15 protein-coding genes and 3 pseudogenes are annotated in these 22886 nt (G+C 64.0%); 4 read left to right on the forward strand and 14 right to left on the reverse strand.

Annotated elements, in window-relative coordinates:
• Positions 1–451: 451 nt before the first annotated feature.
• Entirely contained in the window at positions 452–1351 is a 900-nt protein-coding gene (locus AC5JJ6_RS12470; RefSeq protein ID WP_496042346.1) for a TIR domain-containing protein, read from the forward strand.
• A 1186-nt stretch (positions 1352–2537) separates the two neighbouring features.
• Positions 2538–5264: a patatin-like phospholipase family protein gene (locus AC5JJ6_RS12475; protein WP_496042347.1), complete on the forward strand. Its 2727-nt coding sequence runs from the start codon at positions 2538–2540 to the stop codon at positions 5262–5264.
• 192 nt (positions 5265–5456) lie between these two features.
• Here AC5JJ6_RS12475 and AC5JJ6_RS12480 read toward each other — a convergent pair whose 3' ends face one another.
• Positions 5457–6041 carry a DDE-type integrase/transposase/recombinase gene (locus AC5JJ6_RS12480; RefSeq protein ID WP_496042360.1) on the reverse strand — a complete coding sequence of 195 codons (585 nt, stop codon included), beginning with the start codon at positions 6039–6041 and terminating at the stop codon, positions 5457–5459.
• Between the two features lie 287 nt (positions 6042–6328).
• Between AC5JJ6_RS12480 and AC5JJ6_RS12485 the strand changes: the two are divergent.
• Positions 6329–6745 (forward strand): annotated as a pseudogene (locus AC5JJ6_RS12485) (transposase); the annotation flags it as partial.
• Between the two features lie 44 nt (positions 6746–6789).
• Here AC5JJ6_RS12485 and AC5JJ6_RS12490 read toward each other — a convergent pair.
• Positions 6790–7521 carry an ATP-binding protein gene (locus AC5JJ6_RS12490; protein ID WP_496042348.1) on the reverse strand — a complete coding sequence of 244 codons (732 nt, stop codon included), beginning with the start codon at positions 7519–7521 and terminating at the stop codon, positions 6790–6792.
• Positions 7522–7574: 53 nt separating this feature from the next.
• The gene (istA, locus tag AC5JJ6_RS12495; RefSeq protein ID WP_496042349.1) at positions 7575–8837 is read right to left on the reverse strand and encodes an IS21 family transposase; all 1263 of its coding nucleotides are present in this window, start codon (positions 8835–8837) and stop codon (positions 7575–7577) included.
• 145 nt (positions 8838–8982) lie between these two features.
• Here istA and AC5JJ6_RS12500 point away from each other — a divergent pair.
• Positions 8983–9936: pseudogene (locus AC5JJ6_RS12500) on the forward strand (IS5 family transposase); the annotation flags it as partial.
• Between the two features lie 19 nt (positions 9937–9955).
• Here AC5JJ6_RS12500 and AC5JJ6_RS12505 read toward each other — a convergent pair.
• From AC5JJ6_RS12505 to AC5JJ6_RS12555, 11 genes and pseudogenes are all read right to left on the reverse strand, one after another.
• Positions 9956–10132 (reverse strand): annotated as a pseudogene (locus tag AC5JJ6_RS12505) (IS481 family transposase); the annotation flags it as partial.
• Between the two features lie 106 nt (positions 10133–10238).
• Entirely contained in the window at positions 10239–11903 is a 1665-nt protein-coding gene (locus AC5JJ6_RS12510) for a serine protease (RefSeq protein ID WP_496042350.1), read from the reverse strand.
• Entirely contained in the window at positions 11900–12898 is a 999-nt protein-coding gene (locus tag AC5JJ6_RS12515) for an esterase/lipase family protein (RefSeq protein WP_496042351.1), read from the reverse strand. The genes AC5JJ6_RS12510 and AC5JJ6_RS12515 overlap by 4 nt, the downstream gene beginning before the upstream one ends.
• 12 nt (positions 12899–12910) lie before the next feature.
• A complete protein-coding gene (locus AC5JJ6_RS12520) occupies positions 12911–14749 on the reverse strand; it encodes a TIR domain-containing protein (protein ID WP_496042352.1) in 1839 nt (612 codons plus the stop codon).
• Positions 14750–15054: 305 nt separating this feature from the next.
• Complete coding sequence (locus tag AC5JJ6_RS12525; RefSeq protein ID WP_496042353.1) at positions 15055–15810, reverse strand: HET domain-containing protein; 756 nt, start codon at positions 15808–15810, stop codon at positions 15055–15057.
• A gap of 429 nt (positions 15811–16239) precedes the next feature.
• The gene (locus tag AC5JJ6_RS12530; RefSeq protein ID WP_496042354.1) at positions 16240–16497 is read right to left on the reverse strand and encodes a hypothetical protein; all 258 of its coding nucleotides are present in this window, start codon (positions 16495–16497) and stop codon (positions 16240–16242) included.
• Between the two features lie 329 nt (positions 16498–16826).
• On the reverse strand, positions 16827–18284 hold the full coding sequence (gene terL / locus AC5JJ6_RS12535; RefSeq protein ID WP_496042355.1) for a phage terminase large subunit: 1458 nt from the start codon (positions 18282–18284) through the stop codon (positions 16827–16829).
• Positions 18277–18687: a DUF5681 domain-containing protein gene (locus tag AC5JJ6_RS12540; protein WP_496042356.1), complete on the reverse strand. Its 411-nt coding sequence runs from the start codon at positions 18685–18687 to the stop codon at positions 18277–18279. The genes terL and AC5JJ6_RS12540 overlap by 8 nt, the downstream gene beginning before the upstream one ends.
• Positions 18677–20089, reverse strand: coding sequence for a site-specific DNA-methyltransferase (locus tag AC5JJ6_RS12545; RefSeq protein ID WP_496042357.1), 1413 nt, complete (start codon positions 20087–20089; stop codon positions 18677–18679). The genes AC5JJ6_RS12540 and AC5JJ6_RS12545 overlap by 11 nt, the downstream gene beginning before the upstream one ends.
• 86 nt (positions 20090–20175) lie before the next feature.
• Positions 20176–20493, reverse strand: coding sequence for a hypothetical protein (locus tag AC5JJ6_RS12550; RefSeq protein WP_496042358.1), 318 nt, complete (start codon positions 20491–20493; stop codon positions 20176–20178).
• A 747-nt stretch (positions 20494–21240) separates the two neighbouring features.
• The gene (locus AC5JJ6_RS12555) at positions 21241–22749 is read right to left on the reverse strand and encodes a recombinase family protein (RefSeq protein WP_496042359.1); all 1509 of its coding nucleotides are present in this window, start codon (positions 22747–22749) and stop codon (positions 21241–21243) included.
• Positions 22750–22886 lie beyond the last annotated feature (137 nt).

Consider the following 22886-nt stretch of genomic DNA (forward strand, 5'->3'; position numbering starts at 1 on the left):
CCTGAAGTTCTGCGGCCTCGATCTCGCCACCCACCAGTCCGGCCAGTTCCGCGGCCCTCTATCGCGTGGTCATCGTCCGCATGCGAGCCCACCAACCCACCCTCGACTACGTCAGCCGACGCACCGCAGAGGGAAAGAACAAGCCCGAAATCATCCGCTGCCTCAAACGCTACGTCGCCCGCGAGATCTTTGGCTATCTCTGCCGGCCGACACGCCCGTCCCAGACGGCTTCCGCAGCCCCTTGACCGCTACAGGAGCTTCAAAGCCGACCGGTGGGCCCAAAGGTGGAACCTTCGTGCGCTTGGTATGATTCTGAACCACGCCCGCTGCGCCGCCGCCTGCGTCACCCCGACCGGTGGCGTCCGCGCCACCGCGACACTAACATCCGTCGCGGACCACCCAACGGGACCGATCATTCCCGTGACTGTACCGTCTCGTGAGGGAGGAACGAATGTCGGGCGAATTACAAGGTGCTGGGCCAGAAAGCCGGACGAGCGCCCTTTCTCGAAACGGTACCACCGACAGTCTAGCGACAAGGGCCAGAGTGTTTATCGGTTCATCCAGCAGCGGAAAGGAGGTTGCTAGAGCAATTCAAGTGCAGCTATCCGACGTAGCCGACGCTGAGGTTTGGGATGAGGGAGTATTTGGCCTGAGTATGGGGACGCTAGAATCCCTGGTGCAGGCACTCGATACATTCGACTTTGCAGTACTCGTGTTGACGCCTGCGGATCTGCTGGTAAGTGCGGGGGAACAAAAAAACGCTCCGAGAGATAATGTCCTCCTAGAACTCGGGCTTTTTATGGGCCGCTTGGGAAGGTCACGCACATTCGCCGTGTGCCAACGAGACAGTAACCTAAAGCTGCCATCGGATTTGGCAGGTGTTAGCTTGGCGCCGTTTTTGGCGCAGAACGATTCAGAGAGGCTGGTCGCCGCTCTCGGACCTGCGTGTTTCAAAATTCGGAACGCCATACGCTCGGAGCAGAAGCGTGCCGCCGTCCAACAGCTCGCAGCGAATCTTCACGATCAACAATCACAGCTGAACAAGCAGCAGCAACAAATTGAACAACAGCAGAACGTGATTAACGAGCTTGTTGTGTTTTCCATGGGGTTTTACATCTTTCGACATCTTAAAGAAATCTACCATCGGCAACGCGATGGTACAGAATATTTGTATCGGAAAAACGGAAACTTCGAGCGCGAGCTAAGATATTTACGCGATGGTGGATATATTGAAATGGTCGATATTGATGCAATTCCTGACAGACAGAATCTAATCGGCGTAGTTCGACTTACCCCAGTCGGAAATTTCTACGTTGAGCTACGTGAAAACTATGAAAGGCGCACAAAATAGCGTGCGTTGTTCAGAATCAGTCAGTTTTGGGTCACTGAGAGCGTCGGAGAGAAAGTCCCTCAAGGAGCGACTGGGTAGTTTGGCTGCGGCGGCGTGAAATAGGAGCGCTGCCCCGCCTTTCGTCAGAGCGGCTGGCGAAAGGCCGGGGGGATGAAAGTCGTGGATCTTTATGCGCGGGTTCGGCGTGCCTGCCATGTGGACGGGATGAGCCAGCGACACGCAGCGCCGATGTTCGGCACCAGAGCGCGTCGGGGTACAACTGGCGGGCGCTGGTCGAGGCTGATGTCGCGCGATTGTCCGGTGTCAGGGCCCATGAGACGTTTGAGGCGGGTCAGAGGCGGAGGATTTCTGGCTCATCGTAACTCCTAAGGAGTGAAGATGAGCCAGAAATCCTTCAGCCCCGTCGCCAGGGCTGATACTGCTGGGCCGAGCCGCCAGTCGAGCAAGCGGTCCGCAATATCCGGCGCGCGACCCGCAAACAGCATTCCAGCCCACCAACCCGCACAGCAGACTAACCCGGTGCAACACCGCCGCGTTGGCGTTGAGCTATTTCAGCTCCTCAACCCCTTGCGCGATAACGTTACCGAGCATGTTTTCCGGACGGCGAGCAAGGACGGCTGACATGCCTGCTCCCAATGCGAGGGTTGAGCCCAGAGTATCCTCTCGCACCCGGACAGATCACGTCCTGGTGTAATCTGACGCGTAGCTTGGTCGAATGTGAGGAACCTGTTCTATGCTTCTGGATAGAAGAAGGCGATATGGTTTCCGCTTTGTACAAGCCTAGCGTTACCTGTCAGTCGTCCTGGCGGTAGGGAGGAGACGCGTGCACAACCGCGCAGTTACCGGCGGAGGAGCCGTCCGCATTGATGGCGGCAGACACGCCAACCGCAGCTATCTTCGGTCGGTCCTCACCTAAGAGCCCGTTTGATAAGAGCCCGGCAGCTGGTTTCGGCCTAGGAAGGTCGAACGCCGTGACTGCCAATCGGAAGCGCATCGGCGAGTGCCTCGCCTGGTCCCCTGATCGCGCCGCCTGTGTACGGTAATCACGGCTACGTACGCAAGCTCGTCCAATCTGCAAAGTAACACAATTAGCATTGGTTACTGAATCTAGCATGCAGCACGGCCGACCGGCGTTTAGTAGTTCGCGCCCAGGGGCGCCACCTAAAAACGTAGGAGGAGGAAGATCATGCCGGTAGCTTTTGTCCTAAGTGGTGGTGGAGCCAAGGGTGACTTCGAGGTTGGCGCTATTCGCTATCTGTATGAACAAGGGATCCGTCCCGACATTATCTGTGGCTGCTCAGTCGGTGCCATCAATGGCGCCAAACTCGCAGAGGGCGAAGGGGGGCCTAACCAAGGTCTCTCGGGGCTTGAGGCCATTTGGCTAAGCCTCTCCGTCAACTCTGATATGTATCAAGAGGAGCCATGGCTCAGCCGTATCGACAAAAGGATCAGATCTGTCCTCTTGGACGAGCCGGGTGACCGGATTGATGGTCCAGATACAAAATTCCCAGAATGGGGAATGCTCGAGAAAATTGCTGAAGGCATTTCCTTGGCTCTCTGGGCTGACGATGCGGTCGCAGTACTGACCGCCCTCAAGGAAATGAAGGAAGCCACTTCCCTATTCAGTCTAGCGCCTATTGAATGGCGACTCCGCGGTAATCCTAACGCTGGATTTGAGCGACAACTTGATCCTGGTCATATCGCCGCTTGGAGTGCCGGTGGCGCTCAAAAACTGCGGCTTGCAACCGTCAGCTTGGAAACCGGCGCGTTGCGCTACGTGACCGAGACGGGTGCGCTACTGGAGCGGGACAACACCCGGTCAGTCCTTGGTCCTAGGGAAGAATGCCGCGAAATTATTCATCAAATAGAGGCTTTGCAGGAGGAGCTCAATTCCCTCAGCGCAGATTTCGTAGGAGCACCCAATAAGGCCGTAGTGGCGAAGCAGGTAAAGGACTTAACCAGACGCATTAACGAGATGCGGAGAGACCTAGCGACCTGCATGGCTCTTCCTGGTGATCCGGTGACCACTGACATCGTTTCAGGCATCTTAGCTTCATCAAGTATCGCGGGCGTCTTCAAACCAGTTCGCCTTGGTGGCGAGTGGTATATCGATGGCGGCTTCCGGACCGTGCTCCCGATGGAGGCTGCACTCTCATTAGGGGCAGACACTATCTACGGCGTAGTGGCATCAAAATCGGGCGCTGACCGCCATGCGCCTTACGGTGGCAAGAAGCTGCCCGAGCTCGTCGCGCGGGGGCTCGTTGACATCAGTATCGACGAGCACCTTGAGCGTGACCTCCATCCGCCGACCGGTTGGGGAAAGGGGCGCAACGTACGAATCATTCAGCCAACCCTTTCCCCTGATCTACATGGAACCACTACAGTCGATACCGGGCTGATCAGGATCGCAATGGCTTATGGATACATGCGCGCCGCAGACGTTCACCGGAACATTCCCACCAGATCTCGGGCTTGGGAGCTCTGCGATGAGATTATCAGTCTTCGAAAGGAGATCTGGCGGCTCGAATGTATCTTCGAAGGCAAGGTGATCCCAACTGAGACGCGGCGAGGAGCAAGGCCGCCGGAACCGGCCCAGCAGGATCAGATTTTAAGCAGGAAGGAAAAGCTCGCGCACCTTATCGTTGAGCGCTACAACATGGGTGGTGTTCTGCCCTCTGATGCGAACCGGTGGCACCTCGATGCAATGCAGTGGCCCCGTCGGCCTGAAGAGCACCCTTGGCCGTCAAGTCTCAACGTAGCAGCCCCAGCGGGAAACTGGCCTGCATTAACCCAGCAGCACATCCTCGACATACGCCTTGACCAGCAAGGCTGGGCAGTGGCGGACGTATCAATCCTTGTCCGGAACACCCCTCCCTCACCCGCAGCGGCTGGTAATCTTGCAACGTATGTTACGCCGGATGGGGTAGGTCGTGTGCTCTACGCTGACTGGCAGGGACAGGTTCAAGAAATTAGACTCGACAGAGAGGGGTGGGCGCAAGCCAACTTGTCTGCGCTTGTCCGAAATCCTCCTGCGGCATCATCGTCAATCTCCGGACCGGCTCCCTTCGTCACGCCAGACGGCGTGTGGCGCGCGATCTACGTGGGCTGGGACAGGCGCGTCCACGAGATCCGACTAGACCAAGAGGGATGGGCTCAAGCTGACTTATCCGCCATCGTTCAGAACGAGCCGCCTTCACCTCCAGCCGTCGGCCGCCCTTCCGCCATCGTGAACGCTGATGGCGTGCCGCGTGTATTCTACCGAGGGCTCGATGACGGACATATCCACGAGTTGCGGCTTGAGGGCCATGGTTGGATGCACGCAGACGTTTCGTCCATCGTCAGAAACCAGCCACCCGCACTTGCCGCTGCGACTGATCCGGCCGTCTACATCAGCCCGGATCAGGTGTTGCGTGTGGTCTACGTCGGCTTGGACAGACGAGTCCACGAGATTCGACTTGACGGAGAAGGATGGGCACACGCAGATCTATCTGCTCTAGTCCGAAATGAGCCGCCCGCGCCGGCAGCAAGCTTGGATCAGCCCGCTGTTCTCGTTGGTCCCGACGGTGTGGCCCGGGTGTTCTATCGAGGACAGACCGATGCCCACATATACGAGATCCACCTTGATCATGATGGTTGGGCAAGAGCCAGATTGGCAGATCTCGTGCGCAACCCACCTGCTACACCCGCGGCCGGAGCGCCGATCGCCTACGTCTCTCACGACGGCGTCGTGCGTGTAGTCTACCGAGGTAAAGCCGACCACCAGATCCACGAAATACGCCTCGACAGGGATGGATGGGCCCAAGCCAACCTTTCCGCAATTGTTCGCAACCCACCATGTGCACCAGCCAATGGATCGGGACTAGCCGCATTTGTGACGCCAGATGGAGTTTCTCGCGTGATGTATGTGTCGTGACGGCGTTGGCCAGGTCGAGACCAATGACCTCGACCGCCATCCTCGCTTCCTCTCGCTGGGTCCCCTGGCCGCATTCTCGGCCAGGAGATCAGTTAGGAAAGCGGGCCGTCCATCCCATCATGACCGCACCCGACCGCGGCGCTACGACTTCACATCGTCCTTGCGTTGGAGTGGCCGTCCACAAAAGGACTCTTAGCTGTCTGGTTGTGAGACCTCCTTGGCGGCTTCGGCGATGAGGCGGGCCTTGGCGATGTCCTCTGGGCCAGCACGTCCCTCCGGCTTGGCTCGGGCCAGCTTTCGTCGGGCCTTGAGGCGTTCGCCGACAACCTGGTCGGGGGTTTTGCCGTCGAGGACCCGCTGACGGCGACTGTTGTAAGCGGCGTTGAAGCCACGGAGCAGCTGCTCGAGTTGCTGGTGGGACCAGATGGTGATGCCCAGCACCTCGCTGCCGACCCGGCCATCGAAGCGCTCCACCATGCCATTGGTGTGGGGCGAGTAGGGTCGGGTGTGGCGGTACTCGGCGCCGAGCTCGGCACAAACCCTGGCGAAGGCTGGGTTGAAGCAGCTGCCATTGTCGGTCAGCACATGGGTGAGGCGGAAGGGGAAGGCGGTGGCGGCCTCGCGGAGAAAGGCGATGGCGCTGCGCTCGGTCTCACCATCCTTGACGGCGAGGTGGACGGAGCGCGAGCGCCGGTCGATTGCAACGTAGAGGTAGCGCTTGCGGCGCTCGCCGTTGGCGGTTTGCAGCTTCGGCAGGTGCTTGATGTCGATGTGGATGAAGCCGAGGTCATAGTCCCGGAAGCGGCCCTCGCCTCGCCTAGGACGGTCCTAGGGTGGCGGTGGCCTCCGGCTGAGCCCCTCGGCCCTGAGAATGCGCCAGACGCTGTGGCGGTTGAGGTGGGGTAGGAAGTGGCTAACGACGAAGGTGAGGTCGTCGAGGGCGAAGTGGGTGGCCCTGAATAACTCGCAACCCACTGATCTGTCTGGGAGCTGCGCCGGTTTGGACGCTGTGGAATTGCAAGGTTTGATTGGAATGGGGTGTTAATCCTGCAATTCTGGCGGGCATGAAGCATCGCCCGCGCCCGCTGGAACAGGCCGACCTTCTACGGCCGCGCCTCGTCGACATCGTCGACAGGCGGCATGAGCTGGTTCGACTGGCGGCGCTGATCGACTGGGACTGGTTCGAGCGGGAATGGGCCAGCTTCTTTCCTGCTCAGGAGGGACGGCCTGCTACCAATCCGCGGCTGGTGGCTGGGTTGCTGGTCCTGCAGCATACCTATGGCCTCTCCGATGAGGCGGTGCTCGCCCGCTGGGTGGAGAACCCGTACTTCCAGCATTTCACTGGCGAGACCTTCTTCCAGCACCGGCTGCCCATTCATCCCTCCTCACTCAGCCGCTGGCGTGGTCGCATCGGCGAGGAGGGTGTGGAGTGGCTGCTGACCAAGACCATCGAGGCAGGACGTGTCAATGCTGAGGTGGATTTCCGCAAAAGCGCTGGCTGAAAATTCCCCAGTTTGGCTGGTGATTATGTCGCGGCGGTGAGGTCGGCGGTTCGGAGCTTGGGTGGCCTGCCGCGCCGGCGTGGCGGGTCAGGCGGAGTTATCGGTCGGGCTGAGCTGGTGTCGGGCAGCAGATCGGCATGGCGGCGGAGGCGGTAGCTGGCGCCCTCGATGCGGACGACGATGGCGTGGTGGAGGAGGCGGTCGAGCAGGGCGGTGGCGACGACGGTGTCGCCGAACACCTCGCCCCATTCGGCAAAGCCGCGGTTGGAGGTCAGGATCATGGCGCCGCGCTCGTAGCGGGCGTTGACCAGTTGAAAGAACAAGAGGAACCGGATGCGCTCGCGCAGCGTGCCCTCGCGCTCGGCCTTGGCCAGCGAGCCGATGAGCTCGGCGAGGGTGGTGAAGTAGACGCTGCGGCCGGCCTGGACGGCCTCGACGGCAAGAGCGATGGCGAGGTGGGTCTTGCCGCAGCCGGGCTGGCCGAGGAAATGGACGACCTCGTGGCGGCTGATGAAGTCGAGCCCGGCGAGGGTCAGGATGCGGTTGCGGTCGAGGGATGGCTGGAACGCGAAGTCGAACCCGGCGAGGGTCTTGATGGTCAGCAGCCGGCCCATCTTGAGGGCGGCCTTGACCCTGCGGCCCTCGCGCAGGCTGAGCTCCTCGTCGAGCAGGCTGTCGATGGCCTCGAGGGCGGAGATCTCGCCGCGCTCGAGCTGGCGCAGCAGGTGCTCCAGCACCTCGAGGGCCCGCGGCATGCGGAGGCCGACCAGGTGGCGGCGGATGCGGTCGAGGGTGGCCGGCGCGGCGGTCATCGTGCAGGCTCCCCGGCGGCGAGCCTGCGGCCGACCGCCTCGTAGATGGCCAGCGACCGGGGCGTCACGCCGGCGGGCGGTCCTGACGGCGCTGTGGCTCCATGCCGAGGCGTGGTGCTGTTGGAGGGCGGTGGCAGGCTGCGGTGCCCCTCGGCGATGCGGCGCCGGCTACGGCCCTCAAGCACGGGATGGACGGCGATGAGCTGGCCCTCCTCCAGGATCTGGACCTCGGCGGCGGTGACCTGCACCTCGACCGGACGCCGGCGTGTGCCGTCGGGGACGGAGTAGAGGTTGCCGCCGACCGAAACCATGCCCTCGTGCGAGATGCGCCGCTCGAGGCGGAGGACGGCGTTGAACGGCCCGGCCGGCAGCGGCCTGAGCGCTGGCCGCTCCTCGGTGAAGTGCTCGATGACGATGCGCCCCGTGGTGCCGTGCAGGCGACGGTTGGCGACCTGGTCGAGCCACTGGGTGAACTGGGCGTTCAGGTCGCCGAGGTTGCGGAAGGCCCTGGCCAGGAAGAAGTCCTCGCGGACGTAGCGGAACGGCCTCTCGACCTTACCCTTGGTCTTGGCGCGGTAGGGCCGGCAGGCCTTGGGCAGGTAGCCGTAATGACCAGCCAGGGCGAGGAGCTTGTCGTTGTAGACGATGCCGCGCCCGTCGACCTCGCCGAGGACCGCGGTGCGCATCCGGTCGTAGAGGATCTGCTCCGGCACGCCGCCGAGCGCCTCGAAGGCAGCGACGTGGCAGCGCAGCACGGTGGCGAGGTCCTGCTGGGCGACGAAGCGGGCCCACATCATCCGGCTGTGACCGAGCACCAGGGAGAATAGCCAGACGATGCGCTCGGCGCCGGGCTCGTCCTCGAAGCGGACCCGGAAGTGGGCGAAGTCGACCTGCGCCTGACGTCCGGGCGGGGTCTCGAAGCGACGTTCAAAGGCGGGTGTGGCCGGCGGCCGGACGGTGCGCAGGAAGTCGGTCACGGTGGAGTAGCCGCCATCAAAGCCAAGGTCGCGGACCTCGCGCCACAGGCGCCGGCCGGTCAGGTCAGGGAAGCGGCCAACACGCTCGCGCAGGAAGGCCTCGAAGGGCGCCAGCGGCGACGGGGCTGGCGGCCGCGGCTTGTAGGCTGGCGGCTCCAAGCCGCGCGCGATGTAGGTGCGGATGGTCTTGCGATCGTGGCCGGTGCGGCGGGCGATAGCCGAGACGGTCAGGCCCTGCCGGGCGAGATCCAGGATCATGACGAGCTCCCCAAGGGTGACCACCGGCTGCTCCCATGATGCCGGAGGGCATCCTGGAGCATGGCCGGCGCCGCCCGGGCCCGGGGGCTCGCCCCCGGGCCCGGGCAGTGGCGCTGGACTGGGGAATTTTCAGCCAGCACTTCTGGGGAGCATTCACCCAGCCGCTACAGGACGTGCCTGCGGTGCCGTGACGCCGCGCGGCCTGGCCGAGATCGCGGTGGACACCACGGTGATGGAGAAGGCCATCGCGCATCCGACCGACAGCAGGCTGTACGAGAGGGCGCGCCGCTCCCTGGTGACGCTGGCCAGCAAAGCCGGGATCACCTTGCGATAGAACTACAACCGCAAGGCTCCACGCCTGGCAGCGCAGGCAGGGCTGCACGCCCATGCCCGGCAGTTCCGGCGCATGCGCAAGGTGCTGCGCACGCTCAAGGGCTACACCGGGCGTGTGCTGCGTGACATCGGCCGCAAGCTCGGCGCCCTGCCCCAAAGGGGGCTGCGGACGCGGATCGAGCAACGCATGGCGCTCGTCACGCGCCTGCTACAGCAGACGCCGAAAAGCCCCGGTAAGATCTACGCCCTGCATGAACCGGAGGTGGACTGCATCTCCAAGGGCAAGGCGCGGGTGCGCTATGAGTTCGACTGCAAGGTGAGCATCGCCACCACCCTCGCCGGGGGCTTTGTCGTCGGCATGCGCTCCATGCCCGGTAACCCCTACGACGGCCACACCCTTCCCGAGGCCCTCCAGCAGGTGGAGACCCTCACCGGATCCTGCCCCACCCTCGCTGCGGTCGATCGCCGCTATCGCGGCCATCGCGTCCACGGCACGACGGTGCTCGTCAGCGGCACCCGGCGCGGCCTGACGCCACGCTTACGCAAGCTCCTCCGGCGACGCAGCGCCATCGAGCCCGAGATCGGCCACATGAAGACCGACGGCCGCCTTGCTCGTTGCGCCCTCAAGGGCACCCTCGGTGACGCGCTCTACGCCGTCCTGTGCGGCTGCGGGCACAGCATCCGCAAGATCCTCGCCTACCTCAGGGCTCTTTTGCTCGCCCTCCTCACCAGCCTCATCCACACAATCGCCCAGCCGGACCTTCTCCCCGTTACAGCCAGCGCGGCCTGACGGGGTTATTCAGGGCCGACTTATGAGGCTTGGCCGAGTGGTCGAGGCAATCCCCAGGCCCGCGCTTGCGCCACTTGCGGATGGTCTCGGTGCTGACGCCATAGCGCTCAGCCAGGACGCCGCTGGGCTCGCCGGAGCGGGCAATCTCGGCCTGGACGGCAGGGGTAGTGCGGGCATTGGGATGGATCTGGAGCATGGCTCACCTCCGTCCCGGCTTGGAGCGAGGCAGGCGCTCGAAGCGGTAGGCATAGTCTACAATGGCTAGCCTGACCGGATCCCAACAATGCTCCGCGACCAGACAGTTAGGGCGGATAGCCTCTTACCGCTATCGCCTGGCATATCGCCCGCAGAGTGATCGCCTCATTGGCTTGGTATTCACCCCGCCCGTTCAGGCGAGGGGCTTTCTGCGAGCCGGCGTGATGCAAGGCCACGACCTCCCATTTTGAGTTGAAGACTGGGCTGCCAGAACTGCCCGGTTCGGTCGGCGTGCGGTAATGCATCAGCCGCTCGTAGCGGCAGACGTCCAACAGCACGCTGTCATTCATCGAGAACTGCAGCGGGCCGGCCTTCGGGTGCCCAACGACGAAGGCCTTGGTGGTCGGCGAGGGTAGCGGGACGTTGGCCGCACGCGGCAGGCCCTTCACGCATCCGGGCAGCGACTTGAGCGAGACGATCGTGACATCGAGTTTCTCTGGCGTCTCGAGCACGCGGCCCACTTCTTCGGGCTCCGACGTGAACAGGACCCGGTCGAGCTCGTGCGTCCGGGGCTTGCCGGTGGCGGCCGCCTCGATCTCGAACGTGACGCGCGCGTCCGCCGGGCGCAGCGCTTGCGGCACGCTATCGCTGACCACGTGGGCGTTGGTAACGAACACCAACTCGGCCCCCAGCCCGAAGGTGCTACCCGGCATGAGGAAGCCCGTGCCCATGCGCACACCGCTGGCGTCGGTCACGCTGGCGATGTTCGGGCACAGCGCAAGCATGCAGCGCAGATCGGACACGGTGAACGACTTCTCGCCGGAGAAGTTTTTCTCCAACTCCTCGGGGTGCTCGGCAAGTTCCCTCGCTCGTGCCGGATCGACCGACCAGCGCCGCTGCGTCCGCACCACGTGCCGCTCAACGATGCCCGCGAGACGATCGGCGCAGGTTTGATTGCCCCGCGCGTCGCCTCGCCAGATCTCGCGCAACTGGCGGTGATAGCTCTCGATCGCGAACGGACCAGCTTCCGGGTGGGCGAGAAAGCGGTGGAGCCACAGCTCGGACTGGTCGCACCATCCGGCGTCCGGCTCCGCCTCGTGCATCGCCAAGCAGGCTTCGGAAGCCGTGGCCAGCGCCCAGGGGCTCGTGGCATCGCGGCGGCGCACGGCCCGTGCCGCCTCGAGCATTGCTCTCGCCAGGATCCCAGCGTCAATCCCCTCCCGAGGCGGAAGGTCGTTCTGGATCTCCAGCAGTCGCAGGGCGACGACGTTGACGCCATGATAGAAGCTCGTTGTCGCAAGGTACTGCTTCAGGTAGGCGTCGGTTGCGGCACGCAGCAGATTGAGGTCACCATCCCGCACGAACTTCTGCTTGAGGATGCGGCCGCGCAGCCCCTGGTACTCGGGAACTTCTGGAAGGAAGTCCAGGTCCCCGGACGTGGCTGCCGCGTCGAAGCCTTCGTCGAGCAGGCTGTCGGCCGCATCGAAGGCACCCAACTCGATCAGCGCCTGAGCCAAGTGCTTTTGGATGCGGGCATCGCAGCCCCGGGTGTCGTGCCAAGCTTGGCCGATCAGCCGCGTGAGATCAAAGTGCCGATGGCTGTTGAGCAGCCGCACCGCGCTGCGGATCTCGTCCTTGCCCATGGCCGCAGTGGGCGAGGCCAACGCGTCGGCGATGAACCGAGCGGCCTGGGCCAGCAACTGCTGCGGCGGATCGCCGTAGAGGCCCTGTTGAAGTGCGGCGGCAACGCCTTCCGGGGTCTGCGGGCTCATCGCAGTTGCACCTCCAGCGCCTCGGCAAGGTGCGTGCGCAGTTGCTTGCCGGCGAGGTAGTGTGTGATCGTGTGTCGCCAGCTGCCCCAGTTGCTCTCCCGCACGTCCTCCACGCGCTTGCCGTCGGCTTCCCGGTAGTCGTTGGCAAGCCGCGGGTCTGCGCCGCACACCGGGTCCAGCGGGTCGTAGACGTTGATCCAGCGCCGCAGCGTGGCGGAAGGGAAGTCAACCCGGTCCTGACCGAAGGCGACGAGCTCGTCCTGCACCTCCTGCACACCAAGCGGTGAGCCCAGGGTGAAGAGTGTGTCCACCGGCGGGCAGTCTGGGCAGTTGCGCAGTACATCGTACGCGACCATGGTACCCATGCTGTGCGTCACCAGTACGACCCTCCCAGCCTTTCGCCCAGCCTCGCGCAGGGCGTCCAGAAGGCGTTGGCGCAGCTCCTGCCGCACATTGAATATTTGCCCGTCCTCGCGCCGGTACTCCTTGTCGAACAGGAAGTAGTAGGCCTCCATCGCGGCCTTCTTGATGATGGCCTGCTTGACTGGTCCGGGCACCCAAGACGCGATCTCGAACTGCGCCGCGTCGGCCACCGCCGGAGCTGCAAGCACCGAAGGCGGCGTCGGCGGCGTCGGTTGCTCGCTCATCTTGCGCTCGAACTCGGCCAGGAACCGGCGCTCGCGCTCGTTCGCGGGCTGGGGCGGCCGCAGCTCGCCGGCCACCGCGTCGAGCTTGTCCGGTCGCACCACTGCGCTCTCGGCCTCGTAGTAGGACCCGAACTCCGTCTCGTGGTCCTCGCTGTAGAACACGTCGGCGTAATAGTTGAAGAGCGCCGGCACGCCCTCCACGTCGAGGTCGATGCCCGGGTTCGGGTTCGGAAAAGCCTCCCCGTTGGGATCCGGGCGGCTCAGGCCCCAGCGCCAGATCTCCTCCAGCTTCGCCGGCGGCGGCTTCTTGGCTAGGCCATGGACGAATACGACAGCGTACCTCCTCATGGGTGCTCCTTCCTACGGCGAGTCGAATAGGGCGTAGGCCTCGCCGCGGAAATCGGTGGGCGGCGGATCCCCTAACTTGTGTGCCCTCTCCGCGGCCAGCGCATGGTTCATGTCCGCGGGGAAGAACGTGACGGGTTTGCCGCGCCTGCGCGCCTCTTCCAGCTCATCGCGCGCGATGGCGCCACCGCCGATGCCGATCATCTCGTCGCAGGCCTCCACCATGGCTTCCGAGGTCGGTGACAACCGCGTCCCCTGCCGGCCGCCCCAGGTGTCGTCCTTAATGACGTAGACGACCTCCACATCGTCCGACATCGCCGCGCCCTCCGTTTCAGCGCGCGAGGAGACGATACCGATGGTGCGGAACCCCTTGCGCCGGGCGACAGGGTATATCATGCCGACGCCCTCGACTGTTGCGCCAGCGCAGATGGCGGTCGACTGCGGCGCGAAGCGCGCCAGCTGCTCGCGCAACACGCGCTCCACGGCCGCCGGGTCCTCGTAGCCGGTACCTGAGAAGCCGCAAAATGTGACGACCTTCTGGCCGGATCCGCGTATCGCTTCCACAGCAGAAGCCGCGTCGTCGGCTTGCACGACACGGCGGAAGGCGGCGAGCACGCGGGAAGCTTCCTGCGGGGACGGTGCCAGGTGCGCCAGCAGCCTGCGAGCTTGCTTGCAGCTGGAAGCATGGTCACCGGTACGCCCCGGCGTCATCGCAACGGCGTGGCTGTATAGCCACGCCGCCTCGACGAAGTTCCTCTGGATCAGTTGCACCTCGGCCACGGTGGCCGTGTGCCAGTAGTCGCCGGGCTTGGGCTCAGTGCCGACGATGGCCTGCACCCGCTGCGCGAAGTCTTTGCCGGCGTCCAGATCATCGAGGAAGATGCTCTTTGCCGCGGCGTTCACGCCCAGGTAGTAGCTGCACGACGCTAAGTCGAAGCCTTCGGCATAGAGATCGCGCGAGCGCCGCAGGTGCAGGCGGTCACCCGTGGCCTCGAAGGAGTCCATCCACGTGCGGGCATAGATGCCGACGGTCTCCGAGTCCCGTTCGCCCAACTCGTACAGCTCACCAAGCACCGCCTTGGCCTCCCTCCAACGGCCCGAACGTGCCAAAGCGAGGCCACGTAGCTGCCGCGGCCGGATGGCTTGCGGAAAAGCCGCCTCGGTCCGGTCCAGCACGACAAGCGCTGCGTCATGGGCGCGCATAGAAATCAGTGCCTCGGCGGCGGCGCAGGGCAACAGAGGACCAGTCCGCCAAGCTAGGTCGCTTGACTTCGCAAGCTGCTCGATAGCTGGCGCGTCGTATGCATCAGTATGCGCCTTCAGCAGTGCCAAGCTTCGCTTTGTCTGCTGATCGATATCCGCCGCGAGCCGGACAGCGCGCGCTGGAATGGGCTGTCCCTGAAGACCATGCAGCAGCCGTAGCAGCGCTGTGCCGCTGGGCCCGTCGCGCAGTTCCGAGAAGTCCTCCCAGATGGCAGTGCGCGCGAAAAGCGGTATCGTCGCGCCAGGCAGTCGGGCGATGACGAACCGGAACCCGCGCTCGTCCCGAAGCACCAGGAAGCTGTCGTACTCGCGCCTGCACCACTCCGAGTCGTCGCTACGGGTCGACCAGATAAGGACACCGGCTTGGCTAGCCTCCAGGTTCTCCTCGAGTGAGCGCGCCAAGGCTGCACCGGAGTTCAGAACGAACTGGTCCATGAAGACTAAGTAGCCCAGCTGCGTCAGGGTGTCGTACAGCGAGAGTACCCAGGGCCGCTCCGACGAGCGGTAGCTGAGAAACACATGCCATTTCCTACCAGGCTCGAGCGGAGCCGGCTGGGGTGCCAGCTCCAACCAGTCGGCCAGATTATTCATCGATGCGCCCCCTTCTGCAGCCTGTTTCCACCCGGCTTGCCGGCCGCTCGCCGCCGCGTAATGACAACGTCAATCGGCGGCGTCGGCCCACCCTTCGCGGCTCGTCAGCTCCGGGCTGCTGATCCGCGCACACCGCCAAACACCCTGTTCCCGAGGACCGTCGCCTATCCAATGGTCACCGTCTCCCTAGTTTGTGGCACCGACCCGACGAAAGCGCCGACGTCGCGCAGCCGGGCTGTTCCCGATCCGCCGGGGTCCAGGAGCTAAGTCGTCGGGGTCGGCGGCGGCCCTGCCCGCCATGTCGCTCATAATCCGGTAGGCGGAACGCTCGGGTAACCGGCCATGAGCCAGTCGTCGTCGGTCAGCGTCTCGAGGGCATCCAGCCGGGGTTGCCGCTTGCGGAACTCGTAGGCATCGACCCGCTCCGCCCTACGGTAATGCGTGATGGCGTGACCGATGGCGTTAAAAAGCTTGTTGCCAACGACGAGGGCGGCCGTGTCGCCTTCAGCGACCAAGCCGACCGCATTGTTGTTGGCCATCTCCTGGTAGGTCCACGCCCGGCCGACCCGATGGTCCGCTTCGAGCAGCCGAAGGTCGTCCAGGCCTAGGGCTTCGCCACGCCGAACCTTGTGCAGCACGGAGGAGGCCGAGGACGATAGGACGACAAGCACGCCGCTCGCGGCGGCGTAGATGGCGCCCATGCTCCGCAAACAAAGGCTACGGGCCGCTTCCTTTGTCGGCATGCACACGGCGTCCAGCCAGACGGCGGGAGGTGGAGCCTCCGACGCCACGATCGCAGTCTCGAGGGCGGGCAAGGCTCGATCAGACATGGGCCGGTCCGGGTCGAACGGATTCGGTGTCCTCCCGCGTCCCCAGGAGTACGAGACGCAGTTGTACTCCGGGCCGTCTGCGGGGAGCGGCACGGCCCCGTGGTCGACAGGCCGCCACCGCCGACCGGCCGTCTCAAGCGACGGCGCTCCGGACGGCGCCGTGTCGCCCGCAGGGACGAGCAGCCGGAAGACGCCCCCTTCATGATGACTGCTCCGGAAGGCTCCCGTCATCTGTCATTCCTCTTTGCTCCGCGTAGGTCACTAGACACTCGGCAAAGCCGCGCCAGCTCAGTGACACGGCCCCGAAGCCGGGTCCTCCCCGAAGGGGGCCGCCGTCACGGCCTACGGAGTAGCGCCGACGCTTCCACTCCGCCGGGAACCGGTTGTCTCGCCCGGGACGGAGATCACCGGCGCCGCAGAGGCGCAGCGTTCTAAATCTGCGGCGGTACTGTCCGCATGGGCCTCCTTCCTGGCGTAATCAGCAATCGCCCGCAGGATTCACAAGTGCGCTGGGACGTAAACCGTTTCGGATTTTTGCAGTTTTGGCGTTTTGTATACGTGAGCATAGTCTGCCCTGCCGGCCGGCGATCAAGTCCGGCGCCACGCCACACATGAATGTTAAGCCCTCCACGGCCGCGGCAGAGCGGCCGTGGAGCGACCTTACCAGCCGGACCGGTAAACGTCGGGCCAGGGCTCGGTGGTGATGAGGATCAGCGTGAGGTCGGGCAGCGCGACGTGGCGCTCCTCCGCCCAGGCCAGGAACTGCATCGTGCTGTTCACTTGGTCGTCGTGCCGCCCGCCCGGGAAGGCCAGCAGCTCGCGCCGGTACTCGGCGAGCCAGGGCGCCTCCGCCGGTAGCAGCACCTGCCCGGTCTCGAACACCGTCGAGGCCCGCTGCGCCCGCACCGGCTTGTCCAACCGCGGCCGGATCGAGGTCCCGGCCGCCCCGCTGCGGGGTGGAGCGCCTGGGCCAGGGTTGAGCCGGAGCTCGCGTCCTCCATCAGGATCCGGGGTGCTCCGCGTGCGCCAGCGCGCGGCGCAGCAGCGCCGGAAACTCCAGCCGCACCCTGAGCACGTCGAGTAGGTGGTAGCGCTGCGCCCGGACGCCCTAAGCTGTCGGGTCGCGGAGCATTGTTGGGACCCGGTCAGGCTAGCCACTGTAGACTATGCCTACCGCTTCGAGCGCCTGCCGCGCTGCAAGCCGGGACGGAGGTGAGCCATGCTCCAGGGTCACCCAAGCAGGAATATTAATCTGCTTCTTGCCGATCGAGTTGCTCTGACATGCGCCGGTAGTATGTCAGCATGGCAGGCTCAGTCGGGCGCTGCCGGAACCAGTCCAGGGCTTGAGCCGTGGAGTCCACTTGGTCGTCATAGCGTCCGTTGGGAAAAATCAGCAGCTCATGGACGTAGCTGTCCAGCCAAGGAGCCTCCCGGGGCAGGTGGACGAAGCCATTTTCGATCATCGCCGTTTGCGCATGCAGGCGCATGATCTTGTCGCCAGCCGGCTTGTAAGCCTTGACCGCGTGCATCCCCTCACCGATCAGATCCTGGATGAGCTGGATGCCGGACGCCTTGTCCTCGATCACCACGGCCGCCGCATTATGCAGGGCGGCTTGCTCTCGGACAGCCCGCTTGAGACCGGGGTAATCCAGCTGCTTGCGCAGCACATGCAGCAGATAAAGATCTCCGCCCTTTGCACCCCAAGTGGTGCATACACTGTAGTCGCTGAGTTCCGTCGGCTTGCTCGCCGTATCCCAGCTTTGGAAGACCAAGTCGAAGTCCGCCGGTAGGTCACCCGGAGCATAAAATCTCAGCCAGTCGCGTTTGACCATGCCGCCGTCCAAGGGTGCCGGGGACTGCTGATACTGGCCGGCGAAGTTGTACTCGCCCATCGTCCGGCGCATGTCTCGAAGTACCTCGATCGGCTCCCGCTCCGGGTGCAGCGCGTCACCCGCGCGTCGACGAAAGGTACGGAGCCGGCCGAACTCTACCTCGATGTGATGCTCTTCGTCGGCCTCTGCAATAGCGGGCAGGCGCAACACATCCCATCCGCCCTGCCGTAGCAGATAACCGGTCAGGTCGTCCTCATGCAGCCGCTGCATAATAAGGATTATCGCACCGTTGCGCTTGTCGTTTAGGCGGCTGAGCAGCGTATTGCTGAACCAGGCATTGACGGCGCCCCGCTGCGCTCCTGAGAGCGCCTCATCAGGCTTGAGTGGATCATCAACGATCAGCAGGTCGGCACCACGTCCGGTCAAGACGCCTCCGACCGAAGTGGCCAGGCGGGAACCATGTGCCGTGGTAACGAACTCCCCGGCGGCCTGGCGCTGGCGCGACAGGCGGGTCAGGAACAACGACTGGTACCAAGATGCCGACATGACCGTCCGGCAGTCCCGCGACAGCTTATCCGCGAGGTCCTGAGCGTAGCTGGCGCAGATGATCTGCGCCGTGGGCGTGTGGCCCAGCCACCAGGCCGGCAACGCCACACTGCCGAGCAGCGACTTGAGGTAGCGCGGCGGGATGTTGATGATGAGTCGCTTGATGCGGCCTGTGCGGACCGCGGTAAGCTTCGATGCTAGTAGTTCAATGAACACCCCGGGGACGAAATCCGCCCCCGGGTTGATCTCGTGGAAACAGCGCTGGGCGAAGGCACAGAAATCCTGCCGCAGGAAGGCGGCATACTCCCGTGGAGTAAGGTTAGGCATCCCCATCCTCCTCGGGCCGCAGCAGGCGCCTGCTCAGCTCCTCCATGACCTGCCGGTCAGCTTCGGATAGAGGCTGGTCCCCTGCCTCAGAATCATCGACGTCCACAGCTGCGCTTTTGAACCCTTGCGTCACGCCCAGCAGCATGCGGATGGCCTGGAGGTCAGCGCCGGCCGACTTGTTGACCAGCTGCTTGATGATGATCTCGCGTTTGGTGATTGCCCGGCGTCGGCCGTCCTCCTTGACTACAACCTTCTCGTTTAAGGCTTCGGCTAGCAGGGTTTCGAGGTTTTTGGCCCCCTTGGGCCGGCCTTTGGGATTGCCAGAATGACCCGCACGGAAGCGGCTATGCTGCGGCGGCCTGCCAAAGCCGACCTCGTAATCGCCCTTGAGCTTACGTGCCATGACGGGGCTCCTCGCACTGCAGGGTTGGCGTATTCGAGACCTCCGCGGCAGTCTCATTAAAGGACCTGCCGCTCCCTGCCTGCCGGGCGGTGTCGCCGGTCATGGCCTGCCAGCGACGAATGATGGTGTCGACGTAGAGCGGGTCGAGTTCCAAGCCGCAGCATCTGCGTCCAACTCGCTCGGCCGCCATCAAGCTGGTACCACTACCGAGAAACGGATCGAGCACCCAGTCACCACGGGACGAGCAATCGAGGATGGCGTCAGCTACCAGCTTCACAGGTTTTACGGTCGGGTGCAGCGCCAGCAGGTTGCCCTCCTCCGAGGGTCGCCCGAAGGAGTTAACGCCAGGGTAGGACCAGAGATTGCTACGGTGCCGCCCATGGCGGCCGAGCTCGATATTGTTCCGGTGTGGGGCATGGCCGGACTTGAAGACGAATACCAGCTCGTGCTGGCTGCGGTACAGGGAGCCCATTCCTGCGTTGTTTTTCGCCCAAATGCAGAGGTTTTTGAGCTCGGAATAGGCCTCGCCACCGGCTGTCAACAGTTCCGCCATGTGTCGCCAGTCCATACAGACGAAATGCAGCGAGCCGTCCTGGCTATTCCGGGCCGCCAGCCCGAGGGCGGTGCGGAGGAAGGCAGTGAACTCGGGGCCGCTCATTTCGCCCGAGGCCATGGCGAATTCTCGATGCTGGACGGCGCCAAGGCCGCTCACATGCCCGGCGATGGGCACGTTATAGGGCGGGTCCGTGAACACCATTGCCGCCTGCTCGCCTGGCATGAGAGCCGCGTAGGAAGTCTCTTCCAGCGCACTACCGCAGAGCAGCCGGTGACGGCCCAGCAGCCACAGGTCGCCAGGCCGGGTGATCGCAGGGCCAGCGGGCGGCGGGAGGATGGTGTCAGCCGGATCTGGCTTGCCTTCGGAACTGGTGGTGAGGCCCTCAATCTTTAGGTCGATCTCGCCCATCTCGAAGCCTGTCGCCTCGAGGCTGAACTCGAGTTCCAGTTCTGCGAGGTCGCGCAGGGTTTCGCCGAGCAGTCGCTCGTCCCAGGACGAGGTTTCGGTCAGGCGGTTATCGGCCACCATGAAGGCGCGGGCCTGCTCTGGGCCCAGGTGATCAAGGCGGATAGTCGGCACCTCGGTCCAACCGAGATGCTGGCAGGCCAGCACCCGGCCGTGGCCGGCCACCACCCTGCCCTCCCTGTCGACCAGCACCGGGACGTTGAACCCGAAGGCCTTGATGCTGCGGCCGATCTGGCGGATCTGCCGCGGGCTGTGAATTCGCGGGTTGCGCGGGTCGAGCCGCAGGCTGGAAAGAGGACGATACTCGACCGCGAGATAGTGAGCCGCCTCAGTTCGGATCAGGCGGGTGGGCTGAGCTTGGTTCGGCGATGGGTAAACCATCGGTGGTCTCCATTGGGTTGGGAGACCGCTTAATGATCACGCTGCAGTTGTGGAGTAATAGAAAAAAAGATGCCCTATTAGGCAAATTAGCTGTCCGAAGCGAACCGGCGCTGCAGTTCGGCGTTCCAAGCCGCCGCGATAGGGAGCGGGTCGGCAGCACGAAGGCTGGTGCCGCCGATCCGCTGAAGTGCTCGTAGAAACTCCTCTTGTTCCTCACGCTCTATCCTCAAAACGCGATTGGCCCGTTGGTAGAGGCTACGAAGCGTCTGCCCTCGTATTTTATAGTTTAGTTCCGATCCACCACGACCGCCGACAATCCACGTCAAGTCGCACGAGAGGCAGGCGCGGTTGGCCGACCAGCCGTTGCGCGCCATCAACTCCTGAACGAACAGCCAGACTTGCATATACTGCTCGTAACTATAGTACTCGGGCCGTCCGGGTCCTTTCCGCGGAGCGGTCCTGGTTGCTGGCGGCTGAGGTTTCCTGTCTGCGCGCATCGGCTGGCTCCAGGCCTGGCTGTCGTGAGTGGACCGAGAATTAAGGCATGAAAACCTTAGCGAGAGATTGTTCGCCCAGGGTTTTGGGCTGCAGCCTGGCCACCGCTACCGGCAGAGGGGCTCTGCCACAGCTGCGGCTAGCCATGACATGACCGACGCCGGGTCCCTGCAAGCTCCAATCTAATCCCTGACCTACCAGCTGTATTTCCCTGTTCACCGTGCCAGGGAACGGGCCCACAACCCTTTGAGCTGGTTTCCTTTGTCGGAGATGCCCTCACCCCCAAGGGCGTGGATACGCTGTTCATCCCTGTATTTTCCCGTTGAACAGGGAATGTAGGCACCTGGTTTGACTGAGACGGGTTCGCTCGAGACTGCGTCCACAACCACCCAGTCAGCCTGTCGCAGCCATTTGGGGGTGTTTGGGCCGGTGGTAACGAAAGCCCCGGGCTTCCGGCCTGACACGCCGCGGCGTTTCCTCAGTTGTACATAAGAGACGCCGGTGGGGCGGTTTCTGGCGGCCAAAGTGCGCCCGCGTCTCCCATGGGCATTGTGGCAGTACGGATGGGGGTCCGGGAGCGGCGATTGGTGCCTGCCGTGAGGCAGCCTGCTGCTGACCTCTACCAGTGCGGCCGATGGTCGGTCGACAGCCCCAGCTCAGACGAAGCCGAGCGCCTGGCGCTGTTCCTGCCAGTCGGTTGGAATACGGGTGTCCCGCATCAGTCGGGACGCGCTCAGGTTGGCCGGCTGGCGGCCATGGAGGATCGCCTCGATGATGTCCGGCGCCAGCCAGGCGAGACGAACTAGCCGCGTCGCGTAGGATTGGGACATGCCCTGTTCGGCCGCGAAGGCCGTCAGACTTTGGGCGCTGCTCGAGACCAGTGCCTCGCGCAGCGCCCAGGCTTTCGCAACCAGCCTGATTAGCGAAGGGTCTGCCCGATCCGCAGCAACCGTCGATGCGACCAGCAGCGCCATCTCCCGACCCGCCCGCCGCAGTGCTACCGCCTCCGTGATTGTAATGCGCGGGAGATGCCCATCAGCCTCGTCGTCGGATGCGAATGAGGCCTGACGAGCCTTTCGGGAGAGCACCGCAAGCAGCCGCTGCGACGAGAGGTGGATGGTCATCTCGTGCCGCTGCACTGCAACTTGCGCATCCAAAGCCAGCAGCGTCTCGCGCTCCACGGTGTTCCCCTGCTGCTGCCATCGACGTGCCAGGTTCTGCGCCGCGGCGAGCATGCTGCGCTGCTGTGCGCCCTCTGTTGGCAAGTCGTCCGCGGACCGCATCACTCCAAGCAGTTCGGTTCCATCGGTGAGCAGGCGGATGAGCCTGTCAGCAACCACCCGCTCCAGCGCGGCCGCCGGCACCCGCAGTGCATCGGCATGCTCCTCGCGGAGGCCCGTGAGCAGTCGGCTCGAAACATAGTAGCGATACCGCCGTCCCGCCTTGCTTGCATGCGTCGGCATCATCGGTTCGCCCATGGGATCGGTAAGCAGCCCCGCCAGCAGGCTCGGGTAGCTGGCATTGGCACCCGACCGGCGATCCGCTCGCCCTTGGGCAAGCTGCTGCTGCGCCGCCTCCCACAGCGCGATATCGATGATCGCCGCGTGCTCGCCGGCGTAAACCTGGCCTCGATGCGCGATCTCGCCGCGATAGAGGCGGTTCTGCAGCAGGTGAAACAACGCCCCGCGCTCCAGAGCACGGCCGCCCTTGCCCATGATGCCCTCCGCGGCGAGGTGCCGTTGCGCTAGTCGCACCGTCCCGAAATCCAGGTAGACCTGGTAGATGCGGCGGACCAACGCGGCCTCGGCCTGGTGTACCACCAGCTTGCGATCCCGGACCTCGTAGCCAAGGGGAACAGACCCGCCCATCCACATGCCCTTGCGCTTGGAGGCGGCAATTTTGTCGCGGATGCGTTCGCCGGTGACCTCGCGCTCGAACTGCGCGAAGGACAGCAGCATGTTGAGCGTCAGCCGTCCCATGCTGGTAGTGGTGTTAAACTGCTGCGTAACCGAGACGAAGGATGCGCCATGGCCGTCGAACACCTCGACGATCTTGGCGAAGTCGGACAACGAACGGGTCAGGCGGTCGACCTTGTAGACCACAACCAGGTCGACCCGGCCCGAAGCAATATCGGCGAGGAGGCGCTGCAGGGCCGGCCGGTTCATGCTGCCGCCGGAGAGGCCGCCATCGTCATAGTGGGCAGGGAGCAGGGTCCAACCCTCGTGCCGCTGGCTGCGTATATAGGCTTCATACCAAGCTGCTTATGGATTGACCTGTCGCGCCCATTCGAAGTCTGTCAGCG

The sequence above is a fragment of the Skermanella sp. genome (assembly GCF_059503625.1).